Raw genomic sequence first — 22437 nt, 5'->3', positions numbered from 1 at the left:
CTGGACTTCCATGCACGTACTGATTCTCGGCGGCACCACGGAAGCCCGCCGTCTCGCCGAACTGCTCCACGAAACGCCCGGCCTGACCCTGACCAGTTCCCTCGCCGGGCGGGTGGCCAGCCCCCGCCTGCCGCCGGGCGAGGTCCGGATCGGCGGCTTCGGCGGGGCGGAGGGGCTGGCCGCATGGCTGCGCGAGCACCGGGTGGACGTGCTCATCGACGCCACCCACCCTTTCGCCGGGACGATCAGTTTCCACGCGGCGCGGGCCGCCGCCACCGCCCATGTTCCCCTGCTCGCCCTGCGACGCCCCGGCTGGGTCCCCGTCGCGGGCGACGACTGGCACGACGCCGGCTCCCTGGAGGAGGCCGCGAGGCTGCTGCCGGCGCTCGGCCGGCGCGTGTTCCTCACGACCGGACGCATGGGCCTGGCCGCGTTCGCCGGTCTGGACGACCTGTGGTTCCTGGTCCGTTCCGTCGACGCGCCCGAGGCCCCGCACCCCGCCCGCATGGAGGTGCTGCTCGACCGCGGCCCCTTCACCCTCGACGGGGAGCGTGAACTGCTGCGCCGGCACCGTATCGACGTCGTGGTGACCAAGGACAGCGGGGGAGCGGCCACCGCACCGAAACTCACGGCAGCGCGTGAGGCCGGCCTCCCGGTCCTCGTGATCCGCCGCCCCCCGGTCCCCGAGAGCGTCCCGGTAGTGCCCGGGCCGGAGGAGGCGGCCCGGTGGCTCGGGGAGTGGTCCCACGGACGCGGGGTGCCGGCGACCGACTGAATCCGGCCTGACCGGAAGCCGATCCGGCGGGGAGGCGCCCCGGCCCGACCGAGGCCGCCCGGTGCGCGGCCCCGCCTCGTGTCCGGGCGGGCCTGTTCTCCGGGCGCCCGGGCAGTCGGACGCCTGCCCGGGAGCGGTTCCGCGAGCGCAGGTCCCGGCCACGTATTGGGAACCGGCCTGGCCCCGGGGCGCCCCGGCCCGGCCGCGGTTGCCCGGTGCGCGGCCTCGCCGCCGTCCGTGTCCGCGGCTGCTCCCCGGTCTCCGGGCGGGCGGCGAGGGAACTCCCGGCACGGCGCGAGCCCGGCCCCGTGCCCCCTCACGCCTCCGGATACCGGCGCGGCGTCCACACGATCTCCTCGCCGTCCCCGCGCCGTACGGCCCGGGTCTGGGAGGAGCCGACCAGCAGGATCGTGCGCATGTCGACCTCGGCCGGATCGAGGTCGGCGAGCCGGACGATCCGGACGCGTTCGCCGGTGCCGCCCACGTCCCGCGCCACCACGACCGGGGTGTCCGGCGCCCGGTGCTCCAGCAGCAGCTCGCGTGCCTTGCCCACCTGCCAGGTGCGGCTGCGCGAGCCGGGGTTGTACAGGGCGAGGACCAGGTCCGCCGAGGCCGCCGCGTGCAGCCGTTCGGCGATGACCTCCCAGGGCTTGAGCCGGTCGGAGAGCGAGATGGTGGCGTAGTCGTGGCCGAGCGGGGCGCCCGCGCGGGCCGCTGCCGCGTTGGCGGCGGTCACGCCCGGCAGCACCCGCACCGGGACGTCCGCGTACGCCTCGTGGGACGCGGCCTCCAGGACGGCCGTCGCCATGGCGAAGACGCCCGGGTCGCCGCCGGAGACGACCGCGACCCGCCGCCCTCGCCGGGCCAGGTCGAGGGCGAACTCGGCGCGCTCCGACTCGACCCGGTTGTCCGAGCCGTGCCGGACCTGCCCGGGCCGCCGCGGCACCCGGTCGAGGTAGGTCGTGTAACCGACCAGGTCGTCGGCGGCGGCCAGCGCACCCCGGGTCTCGGGCGTCAGCCACAGCGGACCGGCCGGCCCGGTGCCGACCACGACGACCTCGCCCCGCTCCCGGGCCTCGGGCCGCTCGGTGTCCACCTGGCTCGGCAGCACGGCCACCGAGAAGTACGGCACCGACTCCGCGTCCACGTCGGCCAGTTCGGCGAGCCGCTCCCCGGCCATGGTGGCCCGCTCGACGTACCGGGCGTCGCCCAGCCGCCCCGAGGCCTCCAGCGCACCGCGCACCTTGGTGAAGGTCCGCCCCAGCTTCATCACCACGGCCGCGTCGGTCGAGGCGAGCCGTGCGGTCAGCTCCTCCTCGGGCAGGGTGCCCGGCAGGATCGTCAGCACCTCCTCGCCCTCGGCGAGCGGCGTGCCCAGCCGCGCGGCGGCGGCGGACACCGACGTGACGCCGGGGATCACCTCGGTGTCGTAGCGGTCGGCGAGCCGCTTGTGCATGTGCATGTAGGAGCCGTAGAAGAGCGGATCTCCCTCGGCGAGGACCGCGACCGTCCGCCCCGCGTCCAGGTGCGCGGCGAGCCGGGCCGACGCCTCGGCGTAGAACTCCTCCATGGCGCCCTTGTAGCCGCCCGGATGGTCGGTGGTCTCGGTCGTGACCGGGTAGACCAGCCGCTCCTCGATGTGGTCGGCGCGGATGTGCTTCGCCGCGATCGAGCGGGCGATGGAACGGCCGTGCCGGGCGCTGTGGTACGCGATCACGTCCGCCTCGGCGATGACCTCCACGGCCCGTACGGTCATCAGGGACGGGTCACCGGGGCCGAGCCCGACCCCGTACAGCCGCCCCGCTGTGGACTGCTCGCCGCTCACTCTTCCTCACTCGCGATCGCGTTGAGCGCGGCGGCGGCGATGGCGCTGCCCCCGCGACGGCCGCGCACGACCAGGTGCTCCAGACCGGACGGATGCGCGGCCAGGGCGTCCTTGGACTCGGCGGCCCCGACGAAGCCGACCGGCACGCCGATCACGGCGGCCGGACGCGGAGCCCCCTCCTCGATCATCTCCAGCAGCCGGAACAGCGCGGTCGGCGCGTTGCCGACGGCGACCACCGAGCCCTCCAGCCGGTCCCGCCACAGCTCCATCGCGGCGGCGCTGCGCGTGGTGCCCAGCTTCGCGGCCAGCTCCGGCACGGACGGGTCGGAGAGCGTGCAGAGCACGTCGTTGCCGGCGGGCAGCCGCTTGCGCGTCACCCCGCTGGCCACCATCTGCACGTCGGTGAAGATCGGCGCGCCCGCGCGCAGGGCCGCACGGGCCCGGGCGACCACGGCCGGCGTGTAGGCCAGGTCCCGTACGAGGTCGACCATCCCGCAGGCGTGGATCATCCGGACCGCGACCTGGCTGACGTCGGCGGGCAGGGCCGCGAGGTCCGCCTCCGCGCGGATGGTGGCGAAGGACTGGCGGTAGATGGCCGCGCCGTCCTTCTCGTAGTCGTACGTGGTCACGGTGGTCTTCTCGCTGCTCTCGGTCGTCGTACGGGTCATGAGGTGATCTCCGCCAGGGCGGCGGCGAGTCGGGCGGGGTCGTGCATCGAGGTGGTCCGGGGTTCCTCGCCGCGTACGGCGGTGGAGAGCCGGTAGCCGCCTCCCGGTTCGGCGACCACGTCCACACGGTCGCCCCGGGGGTGCCCGCAGCGGCGTTCGCAGCCGGACCAGTACAGGGGCAGGCCGTGCGGGGCGATCGCGCCGAGGGTTCCGGCCGCGTCGGTCCGTACGTCTGCCTGCGACTTGGCGCATCCGGGCCTGCCGACGCAGGCGCCGACGCGCAGCCAGGGGGAGTGGGGGTCGGTGACGAGGCCGGTGGCGGCGAGGCGGGCGAGGGACTCGTCGGCGCGGGGCCCCGGTGTGGGAAGAACCACACCGCGCCACGGCGTCAGACGCAGCTCACCGGCGGCGGCGCGCGTCAGCTCCCGCCATTGGCGCACCGAGAGCCGGCCCAGCGGCACGTGCACGGAGAGGCCGTCACCGACGATGCCCGGGGGCGGTCCGTCCGTGCGGCCGGTCTCCCGGCCCCGTCGCTCGTGGCGGATGCCCTCGGCGGTCAGACGCCGGCCGGCCGCAGCGAGCAACTCGCCCTCGGGAAGGGTGAGTTCCTCCACGCGCCAGACCTGTGCCCCGCTCGTCCGGGCCGCCTCCAGGAAGGTCTCCGCGGCCAGCAGCGCGGCCCGCGCCGCCTCCTCGGCGGGGACAGCCAGCGCCTCTCCGGCCGCTCCGATGGCGAGGTGCGCACCGCCGTCCGCCGTCGCCCGTACCGTCACATCGGCACCGAGACCGGCCACGTCTCCGCGCCCGTCGTCGAGGGCGAACAGGAAACGCCCCGACAGGGCCTGTGCCGCCTCGCTCGCGCACAGCGCCGCGTCGAGGGCCGTCAGCCAGGGCCGTACGTCCAGCGCGCCCCGCCCGTCGAGACCGGACAGCGGCGACGCCACGATGTTGCGCACCCGCTCGTGCCCGTGCGAGGGCAGCAGCCCGGCGGCGTCCAGCAGCCCGGCCAATTCCCCGCCGCAGCCGTCGTCCAGGCCCCGCAGCTGCACGTTGCCGCGCGAGGTCAGATGCAGATCCCCGTCGCCCAGCCGCTCCGCCGCGTCGGCGAGCGCATCCGCCTGACGCACGCTCAGGACCCCGCCGGGGACCCGGACACGGGCCAGCGCGCCGTCGTCCGCCGCGTGCAGCCGCAGCGTCCCCGGGCAGGCGTCACCGCGGTCCCGGGAGACCGCTGTGGCCTGGGGCGATGAACGGAGGGCAGGCGTGGACATGGCGGCGAGCATACCTACCATCACACCCGGTGTATGCCCCGCCCTTTTCCCCCGCCCCTTACTATGCTCCTCGGTGGATCATCCGGTCCGCCGACGCCACGACGGCGACAGGGGAGGAAGCCCGGTGCGAGTCCGGCGCGGTCCCGCCACTGTGAGCCCGGCCCCCACGGGCCGGGCGAGCCAGGAACTCCCGCCGTCCCACCACCCGCCCGGGGCGCGGACACCCCGAGGAAGGCCAGCCGCCGCATGCTGCACTCAGCCGGGGAACGACTCCCGAACCCCCGCATCCTGCTCCTGTCGACCTCCGACACCGACCTGCTCAGCGCCCGCGCGGCCGCCGGCCCGGTCCCGTACCGCTTCGCCAACCCCTCCCGCCTCGCCCTCGACGACCTCCCCGCCCTCCTCGACGGTGTCGGCCTGGTCGTCGTCCGCCTCCTCGGCGGCATCCGGGCCTGGCAGGACGGACTCGACCTGCTCCTCGCCGACGGCCGCCCGGTCGTCGTCCTCACCGGCGAACAGGCCCCCGACGCCCAGCTGATGGCGTCCTCCACGGTCCCCATCGGCATCGCCGCCGAGGCCCACGCCTACCTCGCCCACGGCGGCCCGGCCAACCTGGAGCAGCTCGCCCGCTTCCTCTCCGACACGGTCCTGCTCACCGGCCACGGCTTCGAGGCACCGGCGGCCGCCCCCACCTGGGGCCCGCTGCCCCGGGAGGGCCGGGACACCGACGGCCCGACCGTCGCCGTGCTCTACTACCGGGCCCACCACATGAGCGGCAACACCGCCTTCGTCGCCGCCCTGTGCGACGCGATCGAGGACGTCGGCGGCCGGTCCCTGCCCCTGTACGTCGCCTCCCTGCGCGCCCCCGAGCCCGAGCTGATCGAGGAACTGCGCGCCGCCGACGCCATCGTCACCACCGTCCTCGCCGCCGGCGGCACCAGGCCCGCCGAGGCATCGGCCGGCGGCGACGACGAGTCCTGGGACGCGGGCGCGCTCACCGCCCTCGACGTGCCGATCCTCCAGGCCCTGTGCCTCACCGGCTCACGGACCGACTGGGCGGACAACGACGAGGGCGTCTCCCCGCTCGACGCGGCCAGCCAGATCGCCGTCCCCGAGTTCGACGGCCGCCTCATCACCGTCCCGTTCTCCTTCAAGGAGATCGACGCCGACGGCCTCCCGGCCTACGTCGCCGACCCCGAGCGCGCCGCCCGCGTCGCCGGAATCGCCGTACGCCACGCCCGGCTGAGCCACATCCGGCCCGCCGACAAGCGCCTCGCGCTGGTCCTCTCCGCCTACCCGACCAAGCACTCCCGCATCGGCAACGCGGTCGGCCTGGACACCCCCGCCAGCGCCGTCGCCCTGCTGCGCCGGCTCCGCGACGAGGGCTACGACTTCGGCACGGACGCGGAGGTACCGGGCCTGGCCTCCGGTGACGGGGACGAGCTGATCCGCGCGCTGATCGAGGCGGGCGGGCACGACCAGGACTGGCTCACCGAGGAGCAGCTGGCCCGCAACCCGGTGCGGATCCCGGCGGCCGACTACCGCCGCTGGTTCGCCACGCTCCCCGGGGAACTGCGCACGGCGGTGGAGGAGCACTGGGGCCCGGCCCCCGGCGAGATGTTCGTCGACCGCAGCCGCAACCCCGAGGGCGACATCGTCCTCGCGGCCCTGCGCTTCGGCAACCTGCTGATCCTCATCCAGCCCCCGCGCGGCTTCGGCGAGAACCCGATCGCGATCTACCACGACCCGGACCTGCCGCCCTCCCACCACTACCTGGCCGCCTACCGCTGGATCGCGGCCCGGGCCGAGGACGGCGGGTTCGGCGCCGACGCGATGATCCACCTGGGCAAGCACGGCAACCTGGAGTGGCTGCCCGGCAAGAACGCCGGCCTGTCCGCCGCCTGCGGCCCCGACGCCGCCCTCGGCGACCTCCCGCTGATCTACCCGTTCCTGGTCAACGACCCCGGAGAGGGCACCCAGGCCAAGCGCCGCGTCCACGCCACGCTCGTCGACCACCTCGTCCCGCCCATGGCCCGCGCCGACTCCTACGGCGACATCGCGCGTCTGGAGCAACTCCTCGACGAGTACGCCCAGATCTCCTCCATGGACCCCGCCAAGCTCCCGGCGATCCGCGCCCAGATCTGGACCCTCATCCAGGCCGCCCGGCTCGACCACGACCTCGGCCTGGAGGATCGCCCGGACGACGACGGCTTCGACGACTTCCTCCTGCACGTCGACGGCTGGCTCTGCGAGGTCAAGGACGCCCAGATCCGCGACGGCCTGCACGTCCTCGGCAACCCGCCGCAGGGCGCGGACCGCGTCAACCTCGTCCTCGCCATCCTCCGGGCCCGCCAGATCTGGGGCGGCGCTACGGCCCTGCCCGGCCTGCGCGAGGCCCTCGGCCTGGACGAGTCCGCCGCGACCCGCACGACCGCCGACGAGGCCGAGGAGAAGGCCCGCGCCCTGGTCCAGGCCATGGAGGACGCGGGCTGGGACCCGGCCGCGGTCCCCGCCGAACACGGCGAACAGGTCGCCGCCATCCTTCGGTTCGCGGCCCGAGAGGTCGTGCCGCGCCTCGCCGCGACCACCGCCGAGGTCGACCACACCGTGCACGCGCTGGCGGGCGGCTTCGTCCCGGCGGGCCCCTCCGGATCACCCCTGCGGGGCCTGGTCAACGTCCTCCCGACGGGCCGCAACTTCTACTCCGTCGACCCCAAGGCGGTCCCCTCCCGCCTCGCCTGGGAGACCGGCCAGGCCCTCGCCGACTCCCTCCTGGAGCGCTACCGCACCGACAACGGCGACTGGCCCACCTCCGTCGGCCTCTCCCTGTGGGGCACCAGCGCGATGCGCACCGCCGGCGACGACGTGGCGGAAGCCCTCGCCCTGCTCGGCATCCGCCCCGTCTGGGACGACGCCTCCCGCCGGGTGACGGGCCTGGAGCCCGTGCCCTACGAGGAGCTGGGCCGCCCCCGTATCGACGTCACCCTCCGCATCTCGGGCTTCTTCCGGGACGCCTTCCCGCACACCATCGGCCTGCTGGACGACGCCGTACGCCTGGCCGCCTCGCTGGACGAGCCGGCCGAGGCCAACCACGTACGGGCCCACGTCCAGGCGGACGTGGCGTCCCACGGCGACGAACGCCGCGCCACCACCCGCATCTTCGGCTCCCGCCCCGGCACGTACGGCGCGGGCCTGCTCCAGCTCATCGACTCCCGCGACTGGCGCACCGACGCCGACCTCGCCGAGGTCTACACCGTCTGGGGCGGTTACGCCTACGGCCGCGAACTCGACGGCCGCCCGGCCCGCGAGGAGATGGAGACCGCCTACAAGCGCATCGAGGTCGCCGCGAAGAACACGGACACGCGCGAGCACGACATCGCCGACTCGGACGACTACTTCCAGTACCACGGCGGCATGGTGGCGACGGTCCGGGCGCTGCGCGGCACGGCTCCCGAGGCGTACATCGGCGACTCCACCCGCCCCGAGACGGTCCGCACCCGCACCCTCGTCGAGGAGACCTCCCGGGTGTTCCGCGCCCGCGTGGTCAACCCCAAGTGGATCGAGGCGATGCGCCGCCACGGCTACAAGGGCGCCTTCGAACTCGCCGCCACCGTCGACTACCTCTTCGGCTACGACGCCACCACCGGCGTGATCGCCGACTGGATGTACGACAAGCTCACCGAGACCTACGTCCTGGACCCGGTGAACCGCGAGTTCCTCCAGGAGGCCAATCCCTGGGCCCTGCACGGCATCGCCGAACGCCTGCTGGAGGCGGAGTCCCGCGGCATGTGGGAGAAGCCCGATCCGGCCGTGCTGGAGGGTCTGCGGCAGGTGTACCTGGAGACGGAGGGAGACCTCGAGGGCGACGGGTGATCGTCCGGCGACTTCACCCGGCGGGGTGGGCGGGCAGGCCGGGCACCACGTGCGGACGCAGGACCATGAGGGAGTCCTCCAAGGTCGCCACCATGGCGAAGGGGAACCGGTCGACCTCGAGACAGAGTGCGATGTCATCGGCATGGACTCCTCGGCGCACCCCCTTCGCCAACTCGGCGGCGGCACGCGACCGGGCAGCGCGGCGGACGAACCCGGCAGCGTCCGTCTCGGCCTCCGTGGCCCTGCGGGCGATGTACTGGGCACACGCCAGATCTTCGTCGGCCCGCCCGTCCTCACCCGTGACCACGAAGGTGACGCCGTCGCTCTCGCGCGTCCGCAGGAACCGGGCCGTCGCCTCCGCCACGACGAAGCCGGCGCACAGCACCAGCGACGCCCTCTTGACCGCGAGGGCGCCGACCGTCCCTGCCGTGGTCTTCTGCACGACGGTCCGTCCGCCGAGGTCGGCAGACCGCAGCAGGCCCGGCGAGTTGACCATGTCGAACCCGGGCGCGGGCGGGCCGTCCTTGAGCGCCATCCAGTCCGGGTGGCGAGCCTTGAGCGCCAGGGCTTCGTCGAGCGACTCAGCGAGGACGATCTTCTCCGCTCCCTGGCCGAAGGCCCAGGCAGCCACGGTGTAGGCGCGCATCACGTCGACCACGACCGCCACCGAAGGGACGTCGACGAGCTCTGGTATGCCGAGGAAACGAGTGTCCATACATCCCCCTCCGGATGCCCGTTCAGCCTTCCTTGCCCCGGTCGAACCACATCGTCGCCACCGTCGGCAGCAGACCGGCCCAGAACAGCATCTGCGGGACCGTGCGTTCCGTCCACGGGATCTGGGTGATCAGCAGGGCACAGACCATGGCCCACGCCGCCTGGGCCAGGGCGACACGGGGCCAGGTGCGACGGCGGAGCAGCGAGCGCAGATTGACCCGGACGCCGGCGCGCAGCCTCCGGTACCTCAGCAGGGCGCCCAGGGCCCAGACCACGGCCATGGGGACGAGGTCCCAGAGCCGCTGGCCCAGCGGCAGCGGCAGCGCCCGCTGGGTCTCGCCCTCGGTCGCGAACAGGTCGATGCCCACACCGGCGAGAGCCAGGCAGAGCAGGGCCGGCCAGCGGACGCCGCGCAGCAGACGGTAGGAGGCGTCGTCCAGGCCGCTGCGCATCGGGGCGGAGTCCGGGGCGGTGGCCAGCGCGTCGGCGTACAGGGTGGCGGCCTCCGCCGCCTTGACGCCGGGAGCGGTCGCCGCCTTCTTCGTCCGCCGGGCCAGGGCCTGCTCGTGCTGCGGATCGACCCGCAGGATGGCCTCGTCGAGCTGACCGGCGACGGTCCGGTTGCCCGCCATGTCGGCGATCAGCCACGCCACCTCGTAGGCGAACACCTCCTCCGGCCCCAGCCGGATGGCCTCCTGGGCGAGTTCGCCCGCCTCCCGCAGGGCGGCGTCCTGGTCCTCGCGCCTGACCTGGCCGCCGTTGGCCCGCCCGGAGCGGATCGCCCTGATGCGCCAGAGCCAGTTGGCGAGCAGCGCGTAGCCGTACCAGTTCTCGGGGGCGAGGCGGATCACCTCGCGCAGCACGCCCTCGGTCTCCAGGAAGCGGCCAGCGGCGCGCAGGGCGTGCGCGTGCATGACGAGCGCCCCGATGTCCTCGGAGTCCAGCGCCAGCGCCCGCTCCGTCGCCTCCAGGGCCTTCGGCCCGTCCTCCTCGTCCATGAGATGACTGCGGGCGAGCTTGACCCAGGCCCGGACGTCGTCGGGGTCCTCCGCGAGCCGCCGCGCCAGCAGCTCGCGGGCCTCCTCGTACCGCTTGAGGTCGATGAGCAGATCGGCCCGCTCCACGGCCGGGTGCACCGTCGCGGTCACAGCTTGCGCCTCTTCTTCAGGTAGGCCACCAGGTCGTCGTACATCCCGCCCTCGTTGGCGAACATCGCCACGTTCCGCGCGGAGGCGAACCACGGCTCGGCCGACGGGACGACTTCCTTCGCGGCGGCCAGCAAGTCCTTCATGCCGATCATCCGGACCGTCCCGGTGCGCGCCGAGTCCAGCAGCGCCCGCTCGGCCGCCGCCTCGCAGACATGGGCCAGGTCCGCGCCCGACAGGCCGTCCGTGGCCTTGACCAGCTTGCCCAGGTCGACGTTCTCGATGGGCCTCTCCCGCAGGTGGTAGCGGAGGATCGCCTCCCGGGCCGGACCGTCGGGCGGCAGGACCAGGATCGTCCGGTCCAGCCGGCCGGGACGGCGCAGGGCGTTGTCCACGTCCCAGGGCACGTTGGTGGCGGCCAGCACGAACACGCCCTCGTTGGCCGCCGAGTCGATGCCGTCCAGCTCGGTGAGCAGCTGGTTCACCGTGTTGCGCATACCGCTGTGCGCGGTGCGGCTGCGCTTGGCGCCGAGCGCGTCCAGCTCGTCCAGGAAGACCACGCAGGGCGCCTGGCGGCGGGCGGTCTCGAAGACCTCGTGCATGTTGCGCTCGGAGTTGCCGATCCACATGTCGAGCACGTCGTTGACCGACACCGACAGGAACGCGGCGCCGAGTTCCCCGGCGACCGCGCGGGCGATGAACGTCTTCCCGCAGCCGGGCGGCCCGTACAGCAACAGCCCGCCGCGCAGGCTCTTGCCGTACAGCTTGCGCAGCTCGGGGTTGCGCAGCGGCGCCAGGAACGCCGCCTCCAGGCGGTCCTTGACGTCCTGCATGCCGCCGACGTCGGCCAGCCGCACCCCGCCGGGCGTCTCCACGTCCCACGCCTCGGCACCGCCGGGATCGTCCTGTCCGTCCGCGCGGACCGGCGCCTCGACGAACCGCGGCGGCACCACGTCCCCGACCTGCTCCTCGGCGGCCCGCCAGTCGAACCCCGGCCGCCGGTCCGGGGGTTGCGCCGGCGCCGGGGCCGGCGCGCCCATCGCCCGGACCATCAGGTCACGGGCCTGGGCGTCGCCCGGCGCGTGCTGAAGGGCCACGGCCGCCTCGGCGACGGCGGCCTCCGAACGGCCCGCCTCCAGCAGGAGCTGGGCCAGGTGCAACCGCAGGGGTACGTCCGCGGGAGCGGCGGCGACGGCGGTGCGCAGACTCTGTATGAGAGGGGAGTCGTCCGGCATGATCCACAGCCTAACGCCCGCCCGGCGGCACCTCGGGAGGCGCCCGGCGTCCAGCCGCGCACCGGCGATTACCCTCGCTTACTATGCTCGCTTCATGCCGGCGGAGGCCGGCGGCAAGGAGCGGACGGCCATGGACGGACTGCCGGGGAGGCAAGGCCCGAGGACATGCTGAGAGAGGTCACCGCGACCCGCTACGTCGCACCCCTGACGTCCGGCGGCTCCGTACCGGGCGTCGTCGAGGCCGACGACCTGGGCACTTACGTCGTGAAGTTCACCGGCTCCGCGCAGGGCCGCAAGGCACTCGTCGCCGAAGTGATCGTGGGGGAGCTGGCCCGCGCCCTCGGACTGCGCTTCCCCGAGCTGGTGCTGGTGCACTTCGACCCGGTGATCGCGCGGGAGGAGCCGCACCAGGAGGTGCGGGGCCTGCACGCGGCCAGCGCGGGAGTGAACCTCGGCATGGACTACCTGCCGGGCGCCCGGGACTTCACGCCGGAGATCGCGCGGGTCTTCCCCGTCGATCCCCTGGAGGCGGGGCGGATCGTCTGGCTCGACGCCCTGACCGTGAACGTCGACCGCACGGTCCACAGCTCCAACCTGATGGTCTGGCCCACGCTGGGCGTCGCACCCCCGCGGCTGTGGCTGATCGACCACGGTGCCGCGCTCGTCTTCCACCACCGCTGGGACGGCAGCGACCCCGCCAAGGCCTACGACTTCCGGCACCACGCCCTCGGCCACTACGGCCCCGACGTCCGGGCCGCCGACGCCGAGCTCGCTCCCAGGGTGACCGAGGACCTGCTGCGCGGGATCCTCGCGGAGGTCCCGGACGCCTGGCTCGCGGACGAGCCGGGCTTCGCCACCGCGCGGGAGGCACGCGAGGCGTACGTGTCGTACCTCCACGCGCGCGTGCGGGCCTCAGAGGCCTGGCTGCCCACCGACTTCCCCGGCCGGGAGGAGCTCGCCGCCGAGGAGGCCCGCCGGGCGGCGCGCAGCCGGCAAGGACGCCCCGCGTGGCTCCGGCAGGTCCCCGACCTGCACGGCAAGCCCGCGGCCGAACAGGATTGGTCGGTGCACCTCGGATGAGTGGCCGTGTCGAGATCGAGTACTGCACCCAGTGCCGCTGGCTGCCCCGCGCGGCCTGGCTGGCGCAGGAACTGCTCACGACCTTCGAGTCCGAGCTGACGGAACTGGCGCTGAAGCCCGGCAAGGGCGGTGTGTTCGTCGTCCGCGTCGGCGACGAGGTCGTCTGGGACCGGCGCGAGCAGGGCTTCCCCGAGCCGACGGCCGTCAAGCGGGCGGTACGCGACCGAGTGGCCCCGGGGAAGCCCCTGGGCCACTCGGACAAGCCGTCCGCCGAGCCGTCCGCGGACTGAGTCAGCCCTTGAGCTGCTCGTACGCCGGCAGCGTCAGGAAGTCGGCGTAGTCCTCGTCGAGGGAGACCGTCAGCAGCAGGTCGTGCGCCTGCTGCCAGTTGCCGGCCGCGAAGGCCTCCTCGCCGATCTCGGCCCTGATGTTCGCGAGTTCCCCGGCGGCGACCTTGCGGGCCAGGCCGGCGGTGACCTGCTCGCCGTTGTCGAGGACGACCCCGGCGTTGATCCACTGCCAGATCTGGGAGCGGGAGATCTCGGCGGTGGCGGCGTCCTCCATCAGGTTGAAGATCGCGACCGCGCCGAGGCCGCGCAGCCAGGCCTCGATGTAGCGGATGCCGACCTGCACGGCGTTCACCAGACCGGCATACGTCGGCTTGGCGTCCAGCGAGTCGATCGCGATCAGGTCGGCCGCCTTGACGTCGACGTCCTCGCGCAGCCGGTCCTTCTGGTTCGGCTTGTCGCCGAGGACCTTGTCGAAGGACTCCATGGCGATCGGCACCAGGTCGGGGTGGGCGACCCAGGAGCCGTCGAAACCGTCGTTCGCCTCGCGGTCCTTGTCGGCGCGGACCTTCTCGAAGGCGACCTTGTTGACCTCCGCGTCCCGGCGGGAGGGGATGAACGCCGCCATGCCGCCGATCGCGTGCGCACCGCGCTTGTGGCAGGTACGGACGAGGAGTTCGGTGTACGCGCGCATGAACGGGGCCGTCATCGTCACCGCGTTGCGGTCCGGCAGGACGAACCTGGCGCCGCCGTCCCGGAAGTTCTTGACGATGGAGAACAGGTAGTCCCAGCGGCCCGCGTTCAGCCCGGAGGCGTGGTCGCGCAGCTCGTAGAGGATCTCCTCCATCTCGTACGCGGCCGTGATCGTCTCGATCAGCACGGTCGCGCGCACGGTGCCCTGCGGGATGCCGAGGTAGTCCTGCGCGAAGACGAAGACCTCGTTCCAGAGGCGTGCCTCCAGGTGCGACTCCGTCTTGGGCAGGTAGAAGTACGGGCCCTTGCCCAGACCCAGCAGGCGCTTGGCGTTGTGGAAGAAGTACAGGCCGAAGTCGACGAGCGCGCCGGGCACGGGGGTGCCGTCCGCGTCGACGAGATGACGCTCGTTCAGGTGCCAGCCGCGCGGGCGCATGACGACCGTGGCGAGTTCCTCGTTCGCCTTCAGGGCGTACGACTTGCCCGACTTCGGGTCCGTGAAGTCGATGTTCCGGGTGTAGGCGTCGATCATGTTGAGCTGGCCGAGGACCACGTTCTCCCAGGTCGGCGCGGAGGCGTCCTCGAAGTCCGCGAGCCACACCTTCGCGCCCGAGTTCAGGGCGTTGATGGTCATCTTGCGGTCGGTGGGGCCGGTGATCTCGACCCGCCGGTCGTTCAGGGCGTCAGGGGCCGGGGCGACCTTCCAGGAGTCGTCGGCGCGGATCGCGGCGGTCTCCGGGAGGAAGTCGAGGGTGCAGGTGCGGGCGATCTCGGCGCGGCGCTCGGCGCGGCGGACGAGGAGTTCGTCACGGCGGGGAGTGAACCGCCGGTGCAGCTCGGCCACGAAGGCGAGCGCCGCTTCGGTCAGGACCTCCTCCTGCCGCGGCAGGGGCTCGGCGTCGACGACGGCCAGCGGGGACGGCGCTGGTGCGGACATGAACTGTCACTTCCTTCAGCGAGCTACGAAGACGAACCGGCGGTTCGGCACCGGGTGCCAGTCTTCCCGGATACGGCGTTCGGCGCCCGCGGGTACCTCGGGCGCTTCTGAACAGTGGATACTAGTTTCCTCATGGTGGAAGTTCAATCATCTGTTGATGTCGAGATTCTCCGAGTCGAGGCAAGGTGGCTCTCCGTGCCACTGCCTTCACTCAAGGTGGGCCAGATCGGCCTCCGTGTCGATGTCGAAGGGCCGGGCCACGTCCCCGCATTCGACGAGCCTGATCCCCCGCTCGTGCTCCTTCAGGTAGGCGCGTGCCCCACGGTCCCCGGTCGCAGTCGCGGCGATGCCCGCCCAGTGAGCCGCACCGAACAGGACCGGGTGGCCGCGCACTCCGTCGTACGCGGCCGACACCAGCGACTCCTCGTCCCCGTACGCCCCGAGGACCCGGGCCACCGCCTCCGGGCCGATACCGGGCTGGTCGACGAGCGAGACCAGGGCGGCCGCCGCGCCCGTACCGGCGAGCGAGTCCAGTCCGGCCCGCAGGGACGTGCCCATGCCCTCTTCCCAGTCGGGGTTGCCGACCAGGACGCACCCCGGCAGCGCGGCTCGTGCCCGGACCTCGTCCGCCCGCGCGCCCAGCACCACATGGACCCGCTCGCAGCCGCCCTCGCGCAACACCCGCACCGCGTGCTCCACGAGCGGCCGTCCCCGGTGGGTGAGCAGTGCCTTGGGGCGCCCGCCGAGCCGCCGCCCGCCCCCGGCGGCGAGCAGTACCCCCGCAACCGCAGGCGTCCTTTTCGTCGTCTTACGTGTCGTCATGGATCCTGCATACCGCACGACCCCGGACCGGAAAGTCACGCAGCGGAGCAAGTCGATGACGCAATGGACTGGCGCCTGGTGGCCCGCGTCGTTTACTGTCGCCCGCACCGACCGGCCGGCGCCCGGTGTGGGGGACTTCGCGTCGGAAGGGCACGCGCACGACGGAGTGCGAGGGGGAGGACTGCGTTGCGGAGCGTTGAGCAGAGGCGGCAGGGGCCTGTGACCGGCGGCGACGATGATCCGCGCGTGACGGAGCTGCGCTCCGCCGTCGCCCGGATGCGCCGTCGGCTCGCCGCCCATCCCGGCGAGTTCGCCGACCGGACCATCGCCGATGAGGAACTCGCCGCCCTGGACGCCATGGCGGCCGACGGCACCCCCGAGATCCCACGGCTGCGCCGCTCCCTGCTGCTGATCGCGGGTGCGATCGGTTCGGTGAGCGCGCTGGCCCCGGACTTGGCGGAGGTCCGCCGGGCCGTGGACCTCTTCGGCGGGCCGGTGCGCGGGCAGGGCTGAGGCTCTCTTCGGATCAGGCGGAAGGGTACGCCGGAGCCGGTCAACCATGCCGGTGGTAGGCCTTGTTGGCGATCCGCCACCTGTCGCCGACGCGGACCAGCAGGAAGACGTCGGTGAAGGTGTCCGCTCCGTGCAGGAGCGTCATGGTCGCGGTCGCGACGGTGCCGTGGACGTCGACGGTGTCGATGCGGCGGGAGCGGGCCGGCTCGTCCGTGGCCGGCCGGCCCTTGAAGAGAGCGCAGTACTCCTCCAGGGGCCACGAGACGAACGCGCCGTCCCGGATCCCCTCGACGTGGGCGGTGGGCAGGAACGCGTCACGGAAGTGCGCGGAGTCGCCGGTGGCGTGCCCGCGGATGTAGGCGCGCAGCGGTTCGAGCACCGCGTCATCGACGGCGGGGACGGTGGCGGCAGTCGCGATGTCGGCCTCGGGGTCGGCGGGCATGTCCGCCAGGCCGGCGGCGCTGCGCAACGGCGTGTTCGACGCGGCGGCCAGCAGGGCCATGTCCTTGGCCAGCGCACCGATCGTGAACTCGGCGGCCGCGGTGACGGGCTCGCCGGTGAGAAAAGCCCGTTTGTGCGCCACGAGCCCGCCGAGCCGCCCGAGTTCGAGCACGTCCAGCACCTGGGCGCGGGGCAGGCCGAGGGCGTCGCCCTGCCGCAGTGAGTCGCGCAGCGCGAGGACCGCGCCGGCGAGGCCGTTGTTGGCGATCAGCTTGAGCGCGGCGGCGGTCGAGGCATCACCGACGGTCAGCACGGAGCCCAGCGTTTCCAGCACCGGCCGGGCCCGGTCCAGGGCGTCTCCCTCGGCGGCGGCGAGAATGCGCAGGGCGCCGGCGGAGGCGGCCGGAACCGAGCCGAGCACGGGCGCGTGGACGTAGGACGGGCCCAGCCGCCGGGACAGTTCCGACGCTTCGGCGGGGGAGATGGTGCTGGTGTTCACCACGATCGTGTCCGCTCGCAGCGCGCCACGGACGTCGTCGAGGACCTGCCGGCAGGCCGGACCGTCGAACAGCGCCAGGAGTACCAGGCCGGCCTGTGCCACGGCGTCGCGCGGGTCGCCGGTCGTCCTGACGGCGCCCGACGCGCGTCCGGAACGGGTCCAGCCGATGACGGTGCGGCCCTGAGCGGCCAGTCGGGTCGCGATCGCGTCGCCCATGCGCCCCAGGCCGAGGACGGCGATCGTGTGCGGTGTGGTCATGGGCGTCAGATTGGTGCAACGCGGCGGCTGCGAGAAGCGCAGATTTCGCAAGCCGGCCCTGCGGCACGCGCATACCGCTTGGTCATACTGGGGTCATGGATCTGACGGTGTGGCGAACCTTCGTGACGGTCTGCCGGCTCGGGTCGCTGTCCGCCGCGGCCGCCGAGCTCCACCACACACAGTCGGCGGTCTCCCGGCAGATCGCCGGGCTGGAGCACCGGCTCGGCGTGTCCCTGATCGAGCGGCATGCGCGCGGTGTGCGTCCGACAGCGGCCGGCGAGGTCTTCCGGCGCCACGCCCTGGCCACCCTCAACGAGGCCGACCGCGCCGTCCGCGCCGTGCGCGACGCCCGTGACGGGGCGGTCAGCCGGCCCCTGGCCGTCGGTGCGACACCCTCACTGGCCGCGGGGATCGTGCCCGAGGCGATCCGGGCCCTGCTGGAGCGCGCCGCGGCGGTCCGCTGGAGCCTGCTCCCAGCTCTGAGTCCCGACTTGCACCAGCGCGTGATCGCCGGCGGCCTCGACCTCGCCGTCGTCACGGACGCACCGCCGGGACTGCCCCACGACCCGAGGGTCGAGCGCCGCTTCCTCGGGCTGGACGAGATGGTCGTCGCGCTGCCCCTCGGCCATCCGCAGGCCGGGCGCGGCCCGGTGCACCTGCGGGCACTGGCCGAACAGACCTGGGTCGAGGACAACGACGGCTCGGCGGCCCTCCTGCGCCAGCACGCCGCCCGCGCCGGAGTCAGCGCCCGCATCGACCTCGCCGCGGCCGATCTGCTCGGCAAGCTGGCCCTGGTCGCGACCGGTCACGCCATCGCGCTGATACCCGGCGTCCTGACGTGCGCACTGCGCACCGACGTCACCACGGTGAGCCTGCTGGATCCCCCGACCCGGGGCGTCTACGCGATCACGCCTCGCCGCGACCCGCATCCCGCCGCGGCACTCCTGCTCGACCGGCTCGCCACGGCCTTCACCCCGGCCCGTTCCACCGACTCGTGACCGGGTCGTCGTGAATCCGTCAGGCGGGGTTCTGGGTCGCCAGGGCCTCGGACAGTTCACCGGCGACCTGCTGGAGGACCGGCACGATCTTCTCCGTCGCCGCCTCCGTGACCCGGCCCGCCGGGCCGGAGATGGAGATGGCCGCGGCGGTGGGGGAGTCGGGCACCGAGACCGCCAGGCAGCGGACGCCGATCTCCTGCTCGTTGTCGTCGATCGCGTAACCCTGGCGGCGCACGTCCTCCAGCGCCGCGAGGAACCCGTCGGGCGTCGTGATGGTCTTCTCCGTCGCCGCGGGCATGCCCGTACGGTTCAGCAGGGCGCGCACCTCCTCCGGCGGGAAACCGGCGAGCAGGGCCTTGCCCACGCCCGTGGAGTGCGGCAGCACGCGCCGGCCGACCTCCGTGAACATGCGCATCGAGTGCTTCGACGGCACCTGCGCCACGTAGACGATCTCGTCCCCGTCCAGCAGCGCCATATTCGCCGTCTCGCCGGTCTCCTCGACCAGCCGGGCGAGATACGGCCGCGCCCAGGTGCCCAGCAGCCGGGAGGCGGACTCGCCGAGGCGGATCAGGCGCGGGCCGAGTGCGTACCGGCGGTTGGGCTGCTGCCGTACGTATCCGCAGGCCACCAGCGTGCGCATCAGGCGGTGGATGGTCGGCAGGGGCAGCCCGCTGCTCGCGGACAGCTCGCTCAGACCGACCTCGCCGCCCGCGTCCGCCATCCGTTCGAGCAGGTCGAAGGCGCGCTCCAGGGACTGGACCCCGCCGTTGGAGGAGGACCGGGCTGAGTCGGTGGTGCTGGCGCTGGACGTCGGCACGGCGCGTTCCTTTCGGGTAGCATTTCGCTTCCCGGGATGTTAATTCCGCTTCGTGGAAAAGTCCAGGGGAGGGGGTGCTGGTGTGTCCTGTAGCAGTGTGCCCTTGACGGGGCCGGAACGGGAGTGAAGACTCCTTCAACAGAACGTTGAAGAAAGGGGTTCGGGTGTCCGACGCTGAACTGGTGCTTCGCTCGACGCGTGTCATCACTCCCGAGGGGACGCGCGCCGCATCGGTCGCGGTCGCCGCCGGCAAGATCACCGCCGTCCTCCCGTACGACGCACCCGTACCGGAGTCCTCCCGCCTGGAGGACCTGGGCGACCACGTCCTGCTGCCCGGCCTGGTCGACACCCACGTGCACGTCAACGACCCCGGCCGCACCGAGTGGGAGGGCTTCTGGACCGCCACCCGCGCCGCCGCGGCCGGCGGCATCACGACCCTCGTCGACATGCCCCTCAACTCCCTCCCGCCGACCACGACCGTCGCGCACCTGCGGACCAAGCGGCAGGTCGCCGCCGACAAGGCGCACATCGACGTCGGCTTCTGGGGCGGCGCCCTGCCCGACAACGTCAAGGACCTGCGCCCGCTGCACGAGGCCGGCGTCTTCGGCTTCAAGGCGTTCCTGTCGCCGTCCGGCGTCGAGGAGTTCCCGCACCTCGAACGGGACCCGCTCGCCCGCACCATGGCCGAGATCGCCGCCTTCGACGGCCTGCTCATCGTGCACGCCGAGGACCCCCACCTCCTCGCCTCCGCCCCGCAGCGGCCCGGCCCCAGGTACGCCGACTTCCTCGCCTCCCGCCCCCGGGACGCCGAGGACACCGCCATCGCCCAGCTCATCCGCGAGGCGAAGGCCCTCAACGCGCGCGTGCACGTGCTCCACCTGTCCTCCAGCGACGCTCTGCCGATGATCGCCGAGGCGCGGGCGGAGGGCGTCCGCGTCACCGTGGAGACCTGCCCCCACTACCTGACCCTCACCGCCGAGGAAGTCCCCGACGGCGCCAGCGAGTTCAAGTGCTGCCCGCCGATCCGCGAGGCCGCCAACCAGGACCTGCTCTGGCAGGCGCTGGCCGACGGCACCATCGACTGCGTCGTCACCGACCACTCCCCGTCCACCGCCGACCTGAAGACCGACGACTTCGCGACGGCCTGGGGCGGCATCTCCGGGCTCCAGCTGAGCCTGGCGGCGGTGTGGACCGAGGCCCGCAGGCGCGGGCACGGCCTGGAGGACGTGGTCCGCTGGATGTCCGCGCGGACGTCCGAACTCGTCGGGCTCGACGACCGCAAGGGCGCCATCGCGGCGGGCCGCGACGCCGACTTCGCCGTCCTCGCCCCCGACGAGACCTTCACCGTCGACCCCGTGGCCCTCCAGCACCGCAACCACGTCACGGCCTACGCGGGCAGGACCCTGTACGGCGTCGTGAAGTCCACCTGGCTGCGCGGGCAGCGCATCGTCGCGGACGGCGAGTTCACCGAACCGAAGGGGCGACTCCTCACCCGAACCGACTGATCCCCATACCGGACGAGAAAGGCACCTGATCACCGTGACGGCGATTCCCAGCTTCACCGGCGACGCGAACCCCTACGGAGGCGGCGACCCCTACGCGGACTACCGCACCGCCGACTTCCCCTTCACCCAGTACGCCGACCTCGCCGACCGGCGCCTCGGCGCCGGTGTCATCGCCGCCAACGACGAGTTCTTCGCCCAGCGCGAGAACCTGCTGGTGCCCGGGCGCGCCGAGTTCGACCCCGAGCACTTCGGGCACAAGGGCAAGATCATGGACGGCTGGGAGACGCGCCGCCGCCGGAGCGCCTCCGCCGAGCACCCCTGGCCGACCGCGGAGGACCACGACTGGGCGCTGGTCCGCCTCGGCGCCCCGGGCGTGATCCGGGGGATCGTCGTCGACACGGCGCACTTCCGCGGCAACTACCCGCAGGCCGTGTCCGTCGAAGGCACCTGCGTGCCGGGCTCCCCGTCGCCGGAGGAACTCCTCGCGGGTGACGTGAAGTGGACGACCCTCGTTCCGCGCACCCCGGTCGGCGGCCACGCGGCCAACGGCTTCCCCGTCGCGGTCGAGCAGCGCTTCACCCACCTGCGGGTCAACCAGCACCCCGACGGCGGCATCGCCCGCCTGCGCGTGCACGGCGAGGTCGTCCCGGACCCCGCCTGGCTGGAGGCGCTGGGCACCTTCGACGTCGTAGCCCTGGAGAACGGCGGCCAGGTCGAGGACGCCTCCGACCTCTTCTACTCGCCCGCCACCAACACCATCCAGCCGGGGCGCTCCCGCAAGATGGACGACGGCTGGGAGACCCGGCGCCGCCGCGACCGGGGCCACGACTGGATCCGCTACCGGCTGGCCGCCCAGTCCCGGATCCGCGCCCTGGAGATCGACACCGCGTACCTCAAGGGCAACAGCGCCGGCTGGGCCTCGGTGTCCGTGCGCGACGGCGAGGACGGCCAGTGGCGGGAGGTCCTGCCCCGCACGCGCCTTCAGCCCGACACCGCCCACCGCTTCGTACTCCCGGTCCCGGCCGTCGGCACGCACGCGCGCGTGGACATCTTCCCGGACGGCGGCATCTCCCGGCTGCGACTGTTCGGCTCCCTGACGGAGGACGGTGCGCGGCGCCTCGCGGCGCGTCACCAGGAACTGGGCGGCTGAGCCGGCCCCACGCCAGGGGGTGCACCGGCCCGACAGCACCGGTGCACCCCCTGCCTCAGTACCGGTACGCCCCCTGCCTCACGCCGCGTGCCCGCCGTCCACGGCGAACTCCGCACCGGTGACGTACGCCGCCCCGGCCAGATACGCCACCATCGACGCCACCTCGTCCGCCGTCCCGAACCGCCCCAGCGCCGTCATCGCCGCCTGGCCGGCCGCGTACGGCCCGTCCGCCGGATTCATGTCGGTGTCGATCGGCCCCGGGTGGACGAGGTTCGCCGTGATCCCGCGCCCGCCCAGCTCCCTGGCCAGGGCCTTGGTCATACCCGCCAGGGCCGCCTTGCTCGTGGCGTAGAGCGTGCCGCCGGGCCCCGGAACGCGCTGGGCCATGCAACTGCCGATCGTGATGATCCGCCCGCCCTCGGGCATGCGCGCGGCGGCGGCCTGGGAGGTCAGGAAGACGCCGCGCACGTTGACGGCGAGGACGCGGTCCACGTCGGCGAGCGACAGGGTCTCCAGCGGCCCGAGCACCCCCACGCCCGCGTTGTTCACCAGGATGTCCAGGCCGCCCAGCGCCTCGACCGCGGCGGTCACCGCACCGGCCGCCTCGGCGGCGTCCGCCGCGTCCGCACGCACCGCCACCGCCCGGCGCCCCAGCGCCTCCACCGCCCGTACGACGTCCTCGGCCGCCTCCTTGCCGTTCACGTAGCCGACCGCCACGTCCGCGCCCTCCCGGGCCAGCCGCAGGGCCGTCGCCGCGCCGATGCCACGGCTCGCGCCGGTCACGAGCGCCGCCTTGCCGTTGAGAGTTCCGAGATTTCCGAGAGTTCCTTGAGAAGTCATGGGTCCATCCCACCGGCCGGCCGGCAGCGGTGCTGGCGGTGAACGGACGTCGAGGTGGGCCCCTAGGGCGTGTCCGCAAAGTCTCGCCTGC

19 protein-coding genes and 1 riboswitch are annotated in these 22437 nt (G+C 73.4%); of the genes, 8 read left to right on the top strand and 11 right to left on the bottom strand.

The annotated features are described in order from the left end of the window. Window positions 1–10 precede the first annotated feature (10 nt). Window positions 11–775, top strand: a complete 765-nt coding sequence (locus tag QC385_RS32345; RefSeq protein WP_279544905.1) for a cobalt-precorrin-6A reductase — start codon at window positions 11–13, stop codon at window positions 773–775. A 316-nt stretch (window positions 776–1091) separates the two neighbouring features. On the opposite strand, the gene QC385_RS32340 is transcribed toward QC385_RS32345, so the two are convergent. The 3 genes from QC385_RS32340 to cobG are packed head-to-tail and all read right to left on the bottom strand — an operon-like array spanning window position 1092 to window position 4551. Further along, a complete protein-coding gene (locus QC385_RS32340; RefSeq protein WP_279544904.1) occupies window positions 1092–2600 on the bottom strand; it encodes a precorrin-2 C(20)-methyltransferase in 1509 nt (502 codons plus the stop codon). Continuing rightward, window positions 2597–3268, bottom strand: coding sequence for a precorrin-8X methylmutase (locus tag QC385_RS32335; RefSeq protein ID WP_279544903.1), 672 nt, complete (start codon window positions 3266–3268; stop codon window positions 2597–2599). Before QC385_RS32335 ends, QC385_RS32340 begins: the two co-directional genes overlap by 4 nt. Next, window positions 3265–4551 carry a precorrin-3B synthase gene (gene cobG, locus QC385_RS32330; RefSeq protein ID WP_279544902.1) on the bottom strand — a complete coding sequence of 429 codons (1287 nt, stop codon included), beginning with the start codon at window positions 4549–4551 and terminating at the stop codon, window positions 3265–3267. The genes QC385_RS32335 and cobG overlap by 4 nt, the downstream gene beginning before the upstream one ends. A gap of 102 nt (window positions 4552–4653) precedes the next feature. Next, window positions 4654–4728, top strand: a riboswitch (cobalamin riboswitch). A 57-nt stretch (window positions 4729–4785) separates the two neighbouring features. On the opposite strand from cobG, the gene cobN reads away from it, so the two are divergent. After that, the gene (cobN, locus tag QC385_RS32325) at window positions 4786–8412 is read left to right on the top strand and encodes a cobaltochelatase subunit CobN (protein ID WP_279544901.1); all 3627 of its coding nucleotides are present in this window, start codon (window positions 4786–4788) and stop codon (window positions 8410–8412) included. A 13-nt stretch (window positions 8413–8425) separates the two neighbouring features. Here the strand turns inward: cobN and QC385_RS32320 are convergent, their stop codons facing one another. The 3 genes from QC385_RS32320 to QC385_RS32310 are packed head-to-tail and all read right to left on the bottom strand — an operon-like array spanning window position 8426 to window position 11506. Further along, entirely contained in the window at window positions 8426–9127 is a 702-nt protein-coding gene (locus tag QC385_RS32320) for a 2-phosphosulfolactate phosphatase (RefSeq protein WP_279544900.1), read from the bottom strand. A 22-nt stretch (window positions 9128–9149) separates the two neighbouring features. Beyond that, on the bottom strand, window positions 9150–10274 hold the full coding sequence (locus QC385_RS32315; protein ID WP_279544899.1) for a tetratricopeptide repeat protein: 1125 nt from the start codon (window positions 10272–10274) through the stop codon (window positions 9150–9152). Next, window positions 10271–11506 carry an ATP-binding protein gene (locus tag QC385_RS32310; protein ID WP_279544898.1) on the bottom strand — a complete coding sequence of 412 codons (1236 nt, stop codon included), beginning with the start codon at window positions 11504–11506 and terminating at the stop codon, window positions 10271–10273. Before QC385_RS32310 ends, QC385_RS32315 begins: the two co-directional genes overlap by 4 nt. Before the next feature lie 165 nt (window positions 11507–11671). Here QC385_RS32310 and QC385_RS32305 point away from each other — a divergent pair, with 165 nt between their 5' ends. Beyond that, complete coding sequence (locus tag QC385_RS32305) at window positions 11672–12586, top strand: HipA family kinase (protein WP_279544897.1); 915 nt, start codon at window positions 11672–11674, stop codon at window positions 12584–12586. After that, a complete protein-coding gene (locus QC385_RS32300; RefSeq protein WP_150483888.1) occupies window positions 12583–12876 on the top strand; it encodes a SelT/SelW/SelH family protein in 294 nt (97 codons plus the stop codon). Before QC385_RS32305 ends, QC385_RS32300 begins: the two co-directional genes overlap by 4 nt. A 1-nt stretch (window position 12877) precedes the next feature. On the opposite strand, the gene aceB is transcribed toward QC385_RS32300, so the two are convergent. Further along, window positions 12878–14503, bottom strand: a complete 1626-nt coding sequence (gene aceB, locus QC385_RS32295) for a malate synthase A (protein WP_279544896.1) — start codon at window positions 14501–14503, stop codon at window positions 12878–12880. Between the two features lie 207 nt (window positions 14504–14710). After that, window positions 14711–15325: a nucleotidyltransferase family protein gene (locus tag QC385_RS32290; RefSeq protein ID WP_279544895.1), complete on the bottom strand. Its 615-nt coding sequence runs from the start codon at window positions 15323–15325 to the stop codon at window positions 14711–14713. A gap of 219 nt (window positions 15326–15544) precedes the next feature. On the opposite strand from QC385_RS32290, the gene QC385_RS32285 reads away from it, so the two are divergent. Continuing rightward, a complete protein-coding gene (locus tag QC385_RS32285; RefSeq protein WP_279544894.1) occupies window positions 15545–15838 on the top strand; it encodes a DUF5955 family protein in 294 nt (97 codons plus the stop codon). 40 nt (window positions 15839–15878) lie between these two features. Here QC385_RS32285 and QC385_RS32280 read toward each other — a convergent pair whose 3' ends face one another. Then, the gene (locus QC385_RS32280; RefSeq protein WP_279544893.1) at window positions 15879–17036 is read right to left on the bottom strand and encodes a nuclear transport factor 2 family protein; all 1158 of its coding nucleotides are present in this window, start codon (window positions 17034–17036) and stop codon (window positions 15879–15881) included. A gap of 95 nt (window positions 17037–17131) precedes the next feature. On the opposite strand from QC385_RS32280, the gene QC385_RS32275 reads away from it, so the two are divergent. Beyond that, window positions 17132–18034 carry a LysR family transcriptional regulator gene (locus tag QC385_RS32275; protein ID WP_279544892.1) on the top strand — a complete coding sequence of 301 codons (903 nt, stop codon included), beginning with the start codon at window positions 17132–17134 and terminating at the stop codon, window positions 18032–18034. Between the two features lie 19 nt (window positions 18035–18053). Here QC385_RS32275 and QC385_RS32270 read toward each other — a convergent pair whose 3' ends face one another. Then, window positions 18054–18851, bottom strand: a complete 798-nt coding sequence (locus tag QC385_RS32270; RefSeq protein ID WP_279544891.1) for an IclR family transcriptional regulator — start codon at window positions 18849–18851, stop codon at window positions 18054–18056. 164 nt (window positions 18852–19015) lie between these two features. Here QC385_RS32270 and allB point away from each other — a divergent pair, with 164 nt between their 5' ends. Then, window positions 19016–20356, top strand: a complete 1341-nt coding sequence (gene allB / locus QC385_RS32265) for an allantoinase AllB (RefSeq protein ID WP_279544890.1) — start codon at window positions 19016–19018, stop codon at window positions 20354–20356. A 34-nt stretch (window positions 20357–20390) separates the two neighbouring features. After that, window positions 20391–21506: an allantoicase gene (gene alc, locus QC385_RS32260; protein WP_279544889.1), complete on the top strand. Its 1116-nt coding sequence runs from the start codon at window positions 20391–20393 to the stop codon at window positions 21504–21506. A gap of 78 nt (window positions 21507–21584) precedes the next feature. On the opposite strand, the gene QC385_RS32255 is transcribed toward alc, so the two are convergent. Next, window positions 21585–22346, bottom strand: a complete 762-nt coding sequence (locus tag QC385_RS32255; protein WP_279544888.1) for an SDR family oxidoreductase — start codon at window positions 22344–22346, stop codon at window positions 21585–21587. Window positions 22347–22437: the final 91 nt, after the last annotated feature.

Origin of the sequence: Streptomyces sp. DH10 (assembly GCF_029813805.1) — a bacterium.
GTDB classification, from domain to species: Bacteria; Actinomycetota; Actinomycetes; order Streptomycetales; family Streptomycetaceae; genus Streptomyces; species Streptomyces coeruleofuscus.
Note: the sequence above shows the minus strand (reverse complement) of the source record. Positions and strands in the feature narration are given on the sequence as shown.